Origin of the sequence: Mesorhizobium sp. M4A.F.Ca.ET.050.02.1.1, assembly GCF_003997725.1 — a bacterium.
In the GTDB taxonomy this organism is placed as follows: Bacteria; Pseudomonadota; Alphaproteobacteria; order Rhizobiales; family Rhizobiaceae; genus Mesorhizobium.
The window spans coordinates 1-4,011 of the sequence record NZ_RZSG01000559.1; the positions used below are offsets into that span (position 1 = coordinate 1).

4 protein-coding genes are annotated in these 4,011 nt (G+C 64.2%); 1 reads left to right on the top strand and 3 read right to left on the bottom strand.

Annotated elements, in window-relative coordinates; all coding sequences use genetic code 11:
* Positions 1–418 precede the first annotated feature (418 nt).
* Positions 419–1,102 carry a phytochelatin synthase family protein gene (locus EOA33_RS26825; protein WP_210212612.1) on the top strand — a complete coding sequence of 228 codons (684 nt, stop codon included), beginning with the start codon at positions 419–421 and terminating at the stop codon, positions 1,100–1,102.
* A 140-nt stretch (positions 1,103–1,242) separates the two neighbouring features.
* On the opposite strand, the gene EOA33_RS26830 is transcribed toward EOA33_RS26825, so the two are convergent.
* From EOA33_RS26830 to EOA33_RS26840, 3 genes are all read right to left on the bottom strand, one after another.
* The gene (locus EOA33_RS26830) at positions 1,243–1,587 is read right to left on the bottom strand and encodes a hypothetical protein (RefSeq protein WP_126056555.1); all 345 of its coding nucleotides are present in this window, start codon (positions 1,585–1,587) and stop codon (positions 1,243–1,245) included.
* A 171-nt stretch (positions 1,588–1,758) separates the two neighbouring features.
* A complete protein-coding gene (locus tag EOA33_RS26835) occupies positions 1,759–3,114 on the bottom strand; it encodes a sigma-54 dependent transcriptional regulator (protein ID WP_126056554.1) in 1,356 nt (451 codons plus the stop codon).
* 1 nt (position 3,115) lies between these two features.
* On the bottom strand, positions 3,116–4,011 hold an 896-nt coding region (locus tag EOA33_RS26840; protein WP_145989294.1), incomplete at its 5' end, for an ATP-binding protein.

The window sequence follows — 4,011 nt, forward strand, 5'->3', positions numbered from 1 at the left end:
GCCCCTCATCGCCCTGCCGGGCACTTCTCCCCGTCACTATACGGGGAGAAGTGCCCGGCAGGGCGATGAGGGGCAGCGCTGACCTCGGCCATTTCCTATCCTTCGGACAAAGACCGCAGCGGAGGCGGGGTAAGCGGGCCGTTTCGATTATTCAATTGTTATTGGACTATCGCGCTCCAAGGGTCTTTCCTAGGCGTCCCCCACGCCCCGGAGTCCCCGCCATGCATCTCACCGCCGGACGCTGATCGCCGTCAGCCTTTCGCTCACCTTCGCCTTCACGCCATCGGCCGCCGTCTTCGCCGTTCGCTGACATCAGGGGTCACAGATGGCTCTCATGGCGCCGAAGCTCGTCTGGACAGCTGCGAGACTTGGGAGCAAGTTTGTCAGGCCGAAGGGTGATCAGCCGAGGAGCGCGACGATGTTCATGAAGCATGTCATTCGACTCGCATTGCTTGCCACGTTATTGGCCTCGATGGAGGCCAGAGCCGAGACGCTGCCGCTGCCGGCAAATCTCATCGGGGCGGCTTCCGATGCCGGTGAAGCGCTCTTGATCGAGGCCGATGCCCGCGAAGCCTATTTTACGCTGGCCATAAATTTCGTCACCCAGAAGAACCAAGCTTTTTGTGGGGTGGCCAGCAGTGTCATGGTTCTGAATGCCATTGGCGTTCCAGCCCCACCGGTGCCCGAGTATGACCCCTACAGCACCTTCACTCAGGACAATCTTCTGGATGCCCGCAGCGAGCAGGTCATTCCGGCTGAGACAATCAAAAAGCAGGGCATGACTTTAGATGAATTGGGTGGCCTTCTTGCGTTGCAGCCCGTGCAGGTTGAGGTGCGACATGCTGCCGACAGCAGCATGGACACCTTCCGCAAGGAGGTCCGAGGCTATCTCGCGACCAAAAGGCACTTTGTCATCGTCAATTACTTGCGCAAAGCCATGGGTCAGGAAAAAGGCGGCCACATCTCACCCTTGGCCGCTTATGATGCCGAGACCGACCGTTTCCTCATCCTCGACGTTGCTCGGTACAAATATCCCCCCGTCTGGGTGACGACAGCCGACCTATTTAACGCAATGAAACACGCAAGACTCGGACAATGCTAACCGCACGCGGGGTTATGTTCTGATTGCTGCTAAGCCCTGATGGTGGCTGGGGCCAGGCGGCCCCGCTACAACGGCGCCATCGACAGCCGCGCCGCGGCCGGCGAGGCGCTTGGCTACCAGGCCCTGGTTGATAGGCCCGGTCAGACGACCAATGTCAACGTGGAGGCCAGCAGCATGACGGCGGCGATGCCGACGAACAGGGCATAGAGGCGGGGCCGGTCGAGCAGCAGCGCATTGCCCGATATCCAGGCGGATGTTGCCCCGCCAAGCGCGAACAGGAAGCCGTTGCGGTGGCCGAAGGTCATCGAGGCGGCCATCAGTCCGCCGATGATCAGCGCGCCGAACACGATGATCACCGCGACGGCGTATTTCTCGAAGTCGTTGCCACTCCCCATGGCCGGGCCGATCGCGTTCAAATTCGACAGTTCGTCCGGATCGAAGGGACTGGTCGACCCATATTCGTCTTGACCGACGGGTTCTCGCATCACTTAATCTCCGCTGCCCGGCAACAAACCATCAACATCGGCCAAGTGCAACCCGAACGCACCTCGCCAGGGGACTCCGCCGCGATCTTCGGGACTATCTGGTGCCGACGTGCCACGGTTCGCGGCGCCTTTCAAACGGCCGCGCCCTGCTTTCCGTTCCACCCGATTGAATTATCTGGAAAAATCGCTGCGCACGATGCCGTGCCGCTGCAACTTGTCGTAGAAGGTCTTGCGCGGAATCCCCAGCGCCTCGATCGTGCGCCGGACATCGCCGTCATTGCGGCCAAGTGTCTCGCGGATGATCTCGGCCTCGTAGCGGTCGAGCCGTTCGGGCAGCGGCATGGCAGCATCCGATTCGGCCGGGGCAGGCTGTTGCGCGCCGGCGCTGTCCTCAAGCCCGAGCACGAAACGCTCGGCGAAATGGGCGAGCTCCCGCACATTGCCGGGCCAGTCATGTTCTCTCAGATGGCGGGTAACCGCCGCCGGCACGGCCGGCATCGAGCGTTGGAAGCGGGCGGCCGCACGCTCGGCGAAATAGCCGAACAGCAGGGCCACGTCGTCGCGGCGCTCGCGCAGCGGCGGGATCGACAGCGTCACCACGTTCAGCCGGTAGTAAAGGTCCTCGCGGAAGGCACCTCGCTGGCCGGGATCGCCAAGATCGACCTTGGCGGCGGCGACGACGCGCAGGTCGACGGGCCGCACCTCATTGGTGCCGAGCGGCGTCACCTCGCGCATTTCCAGCACCCGCAGCATCTGCACCTGGGTCGAGGGCGGCATGCTCTCGATCTCGTCGAGGAACAGCGTGCCGCCGCTTGAATGCTCGATGCGGCCAATCCTCTTCTTCTGTGCGCCGGTGAAGGCGCCTGCCTCGTGGCCGAACAATTCGCTCTCGATCACCGTCTCCGGCAGCGTGCCGCAGTTCAGCGCCACGAAATTGCCCTGGGCGCGGCGGCTCCAGCGGTGCAGCAGGCTCGCCACCACTTCCTTGCCGGAGCCCGTCTCGCCGGTCACCAGAACGTCGACATCGGTATCGGCGATCTGTCTCAGCGTGCGGCGCAGCCGCTCCATCGCCGGCGTCTGGCCGATCAGCGGCAGGCTGTCCTGCGCCTGCTCGGCCGCCTCGCGCAAGGCCCGGTTCTCCATCACCAGGCGGCGCTTTTCGGCCGCCCGCCAGACACTTTGTGCAAGCCGGTCGGCCGCGAAGGGCTTGGTGATGAAGTCGTATGCGCCGTCCTTGATCGCCTTCACGGCCATCGCGATGTCGCCATGGCCGGTGACGAGGATGACAGGGATGTCCGGGTCTACCTCCACGATGTGGTCGAAAAGCTGCAGTCCGTCGATCTCGGGCATGCGGATGTCGGACACCACCACGCCGGCGAAACCGGCGTCGAGCCCGGCCAGAGCCTCTCGCGCCATCGAAAAGGCCGACACCGCGAAGCCGGCGAGCTCCAGCGTCTGCCTTGTCGCCTTCAGGAGATCGGCGTCGTCGTCGATCAGGATGACCGGGGCGGGGTCGTTGGTCGCCATGCTACGCCGCTTTCGCAAGATGGATGGTGAAACGCGTGCCCTCGGCGCCGCTCGCGACCTCGATGCGTCCGCCATAGTCGGCGACGATGTCCTTGGAGATGACGAGACCTAGCCCCAGCCCTTTCTCCTTCGAGGTGTTGAAGGGCGTGAACAGCGATTTCAGGATCGCCGGCGGAATGCCCGGCCCGTTGTCCGAGACATTGAGCACGACGCCGTCGTCTTTTTCCTCGACCAAAACCTCGACCCTGGCGCCGTCGCGACCGTCCAGCGCCTCCAGCGCGTTCTGGAACAAATTGATCAGCACCTGTTCCAGCCGCACCCGATTGCCCATGACCTTGAGTGCGGGCGGCGGCAGCGCGATATCGAGCGCGTCGAGCCGGCCGGCGAAACGGCTTCTGAGCAGCACCACCGCGCCCTCGATGACGCCGCGCAACTCGACCGGCTCGGCCGCCGTGCGGCCCTTGCGGGCGAAGGTTTTCAACTCGTCGGTGATGGTGCCGATACGCTCGGTCAGCGCCGCGATGGCATCGAGGTTCTCCTCGGCCGGCGCCGTCTGCTGGCGGTCGAGGAAGACGCGCGCATTGTCGGCATAGGCGCGGATGGTCGCCACCGGCTGGTTGATCTCATGAGCGACACCGGCGGCGACCTGACCGAGGATGGCCAGTCGATTGGCTTGCACCAGCTCCTGCTGCACTACCTGCAGCTTGGCCTCTGTGCTGCGATGGTCGGTGATCTCGGCCTGCAGGCGATCGCGGGCGCGGCTCAGATCCTCGGTGCGCTCGACGACACGACGTTCGAGCTCGGCGCGCGTCGCCTGTTCGGCGGCGATCCGCATCTGCGCGGATTGCCGGCGCCATAACAGATAGGCGGCAAGGCCGATGAGCGGCCCGATGACGC

What these genes read in the sequence shown, in the direction of transcription:
- EOA33_RS26825 (WP_210212612.1), top strand. Translation starts at nt 419, where the DNA reads ATGTTCATGAAGCATGTCATTCGACTCGCATTGCTTGCCACGTTATTG.
- EOA33_RS26830 (WP_126056555.1), bottom strand. Translation starts at nt 1,587, where the DNA reads ATGCGAGAACCCGTCGGTCAAGACGAATATGGGTCGACCAGTCCCTTC.
- EOA33_RS26835 (WP_126056554.1), bottom strand. Translation starts at nt 3,114, where the DNA reads ATGGCGACCAACGACCCCGCCCCGGTCATCCTGATCGACGACGACGCC.